The following is a 3,805-nucleotide window of genomic DNA, read 5'->3' on the forward strand; positions in this document are numbered from 1 at the left end:
CAACGCATCGTCTTCATCTTCGACGAGTGCCACCGCTCGCAGTTTGGTGAGACCCCCAAAGCCATCAAAGAATTCTTTCCCCGCGCCCAGCTCTTCGGCTTCACCGGCACGCCCATCTTCGACGCCAACGCCTCGCAGCAGAAGATCGAGGACACCACCGCCTCCATGCGCACCACGGCGGACCTGTTCCAGAAACAGCTGCACGCCTACACCATCACCCACGCCATCGAAGACGGCAATGTGCTGCGCTTCCATGTCGATTACTTCAAGCCGGAAGGCAACCACCCCGCCCCTGTGGGGCACCCCTCCGGAGGAGGGAAATCGCCCCGCCCTCATTCCCCTCCTCCGGAGGGGTACGCCGCAGACGGGGGGTGGTCGCAGGCGAAGCCTGACGGGGTGACACCCACCAAACGCGCCGTCATCGAAGCCATCCTCGCCAAGCACGATGCCGCCACTGGCGGGCGCCTCTTCAACGCCCTCTTCGCCACCGCGTCCATCAACGACGCCATCGAATACCACGCATTGTTCAAGACGATGCAGGCCGAGAAACAGGCCGCCGACCCCGATTTCAAGCCGCTGAACATCGCCTGCGTGTTCTCGCCGCCCGACGAGGGCGACGCCGATGTGCGCCAGATTCAGGAAGACCTGCCGCAAGAGCAGGCCGATAACGAACAAGACCCCGAGGGCAAGAAAGCCGCGCTCAAGTCCATCCTCGCCGACTACAACGCCCGCTACGGCACCAATCACCGCCTGAGCGAGTTCGATGGCTACTACCAAGACGTGCAAAAGCGCATCAAAGACCAACAGTGGCCGAATGCCGACTACCCGGCCGCGCAGAAAATCGACATCACCCTCGTCGTGGACATGCTGCTCACCGGCTTCGATTCCAAGTTTTTGAACACGCTCTACGTGGACAAGAACCTCCGGCATCACGGCTTGATTCAGGCGTTTTCGCGCACCAACCGCGTGCTCAACGGCACCAAGCCCTACGGCAACATTCTCGACTTCCGCCAGCAGCAGGATGCCGTCGATGCCGCCATTGCGCTGTTCTCCGGCGAGAAAACCAGCGAGCAGGCGCGGCAAATCTGGCTGGTCGAAAAGGCGCCCGTCGTCATCCAGAAACTGGAAACCGCCATGCACAAGTTGGCGGCCTTCCTGCAGTCTCAAGACCTCGACTGCACCCCCTCCGCCGTCGCCAACCTGAAAGGCGACGCCGCCAAGACCGTCTTCATCGAGCGCTTCAAGGAAGTGCAGCGGCTCAAGACCCAGCTCGACCAATACACCGATCTCACCGGGGAAAACAAAGCCGCCATCGAGCAAGTGCTGCCCGAGGAAGCCCTGCGCGGCTTCAAGGGCCAGTATCTGGACACCGCCAAGAAGCTGCGCGCGCAGCAGAACAAGCCCAACGACAAACCCGTCGCCGACAGCCCTTCTGAACAGCTCGACTTCGAGTTCGTCCTGTTCGCCTCCGCCGTCATCGACTACGACTACATCATGAAGCTGATGACCAGCTTCTCGGCCAAGGAGCCGGGCAAAGCCAGGATGACCCGCGAGCAACTCATCGGCCTCATCGGCAGCGATGCCAAGTTCATGAACGAGCGCGACGACATCGCCGAATACATCGGCACGCTGCAAGCAGGCGAGGGGCTGAGCGAGACCGCCATCCGCGACGGCTACACCCGCTTCAAGGCCGAGAAGAACGCCAAGGAACTCGCCGCCATCGCCGCGAAGCACGGTCTGGCCACCGCCGCCCTGCAAGCCTTCGTGGACGGCATCTTTGAGCGCATGATTTTCGATGGCGAGCGCCTGAGCGACCTCATGGCGCCGCTGGAACTTGGCTGGAAAGCCCGCAGCCAGGCCGAGCTCGCCCTCATGGCCGACCTCCACCCCCTCCTCACCCAACGCGCTGGTGGCCGCGACATCTCAGGACTCAGCGCGTATGAGCAGTAAGACGAAAACCACCGCCACGAAGGATGCGGCAAAGCCCGCGCTGGTGCCGAAGTTGCGGTTTCCGGCGTTCCGAGGGACGGAGGGGTGGAAAGAAAGACAGCTTGGTGATTTTCTGAGTGAAAGCCGACTACCCGGAAGCAAGGGCAATGTCGCAAAGAAGATAACCGTCAAGCTCTGGGGAAATGGAGTTTTCGAGAAGAACGATGCCATTCAAGGCAGCATCAACACTCAGTATTTCCGGCGCAAAGCAGGACAGTTCATTTACAGCAAACTTGATTTTCTGAACCAAGCCTTCGGCATCATTCCACCCAGCTTGGACAACTTTGAGTCAACGGTCGATTTGCCATGCTTTGACATCACTGGCGGGCTCAACCCCGTGTTCCTTTTGGAATACGTCAAGCGCAGAGACTTTTACGAAAGGTTGGGTGAAACTGCCGATGGAAGTAGAAAGGCGAGACGCATTCATGCTGAAACCTTCCTCTCGTTCTCAGTCGCTCTTCCATCGCCAGCCGAACAACAAAAAATCGCCGAGTGCCTGAGTTCGGTGGAAGCGCTGATGGCCGCGCAAGCGCGGAAAGTGGACGCGCTCAAGACCCATAAAAAAGGGCTGATGCAGCAGCTTTTCCCCCGCGAAGGCGAAACCCAACCCCACCTCCGCTTCCCCGAATTCCAAAACGCGGGGGAGTGGGCAAAGATGACCTTGGGCCAAGCCGCAACGTTCTACAACGGTCGAGCCTACAAACAGGAGGAACTGCTCGAATCTGGGAAATACCCAGTTCTACGTGTTGGGAACTTCTTCACCAGCAACACTTGGTATTACTCAGACCTTGACCTGGATGAGACGAAGTATTGTGAGAAGGACGACCTACTTTATGCATGGTCCGCGTCCTTTGGACCCCGCATCTGGCGCGGCGAAAAATCTATTTATCACTACCACATTTGGAAAGTGATTGAGCAGCGTGGAATCGACAAGCAGTTCCTCTTCATCACCCTCGAAAATGAAACTGAAAATATGAAGGCCAAGACCACAAATGGGCTTGGCATCATGCACATCACTAAAGGGGCAATCGAGAGCTGGGAAAGTGCCTTCCCGACGATGGCCGAACAGAGAAAGATCGCAGGCTGCCTCACGAGCCTCGACAACACAATCACCGCTGAAATCGAGAAGCTCGATGCCCTCAAGACACACAAGGATGGTCTGATGCAGCAGCTGTTCCCATCCCCGGAGGCGGCAGACGCATGAGCGACCTGATTCTTTACACCACCGAAGATGGCCGCAGCCAAATCAAGCTGCGAGCGAAAGACCAAACGGTCTGGCTGACGCAACGGGAGATGGCCCATCTCTTTGACGTGAGCACCGACAACGTCGGGCTGCACCTCAAGAACATCTTTGCTGACGGGGAGTTGGAGGCGTCTTCAGTTACCGAGGAATCCTCGGTAACTGCCGCCGATGGCAAAAACTACCTGACCGAGGACGACCTCACAGCGCTGGAAACCAAGATCAAACGACGCCCCAAAAAATGACCGAACAAAACCAAAAACAACTAGGCAACACGCTCTGGAGCATCGCCGACCAACTGCGCGGGGCGATGGATGCGGACGATTTCCGCGACTACATGCTGTCCTTTCTCTTCCTGCGCTACCTCTCCGACAACTACGAGACGGCGGCGAAGAAGGAGCTGGGCAAGGATTACCCGGATGTGAGCGGCGATGCGCGCGCGGTGCCGCTGGCGCGCTGGTATGCGAACAACGCGGCCGACGTCCCGGACTTCGAGAAGCAGATGCGGCGCAAGGTGCATTACGTCATCCAGCCCTCGCACCTGTGGAACAGCATCGCCAACCTGGCGCGCACGCA

4 protein-coding genes are annotated in these 3,805 nt (G+C 58.7%); all 4 read left to right on the plus strand.

Translation table 11 applies throughout. The features are described 5' to 3' along the window. A partial coding sequence (locus AC2VLV_RS04370) for a type I restriction endonuclease subunit R, EcoR124 family (protein WP_486988811.1) occupies positions 1-1,950 on the plus strand: 1,950 nt, incomplete at its 5' end. Further along, a complete protein-coding gene (locus AC2VLV_RS04375; protein WP_486988812.1) occupies positions 1,940-3,193 on the plus strand; it encodes a restriction endonuclease subunit S in 1,254 nt (417 codons plus the stop codon). The genes AC2VLV_RS04370 and AC2VLV_RS04375, both read left to right, overlap by 11 nt. Continuing rightward, positions 3,190-3,474 (plus strand): virulence RhuM family protein, encoded by a 285-nt coding sequence (locus tag AC2VLV_RS04380; RefSeq protein ID WP_486988813.1) that lies wholly within the window; start codon positions 3,190-3,192, stop codon positions 3,472-3,474. Before AC2VLV_RS04375 ends, AC2VLV_RS04380 begins: the two co-directional genes overlap by 4 nt. Continuing rightward, positions 3,471-3,805, plus strand: a 335-nt coding sequence (locus AC2VLV_RS04385; RefSeq protein ID WP_486988814.1) for a type I restriction-modification system subunit M N-terminal domain-containing protein, incomplete at its 3' end; no start/stop codon positions are given. The genes AC2VLV_RS04380 and AC2VLV_RS04385, both read left to right, overlap by 4 nt.

Source organism: Thiomonas sp. TH-17, assembly GCF_057473305.1.

What these genes read in the sequence shown, in the direction of transcription:
- AC2VLV_RS04375 (WP_486988812.1), top strand. Translation starts at nt 1,940, where the DNA reads ATGAGCAGTAAGACGAAAACCACCGCCACGAAGGATGCGGCAAAGCCC.
- AC2VLV_RS04380 (WP_486988813.1), top strand. Translation starts at nt 3,190, where the DNA reads ATGAGCGACCTGATTCTTTACACCACCGAAGATGGCCGCAGCCAAATC.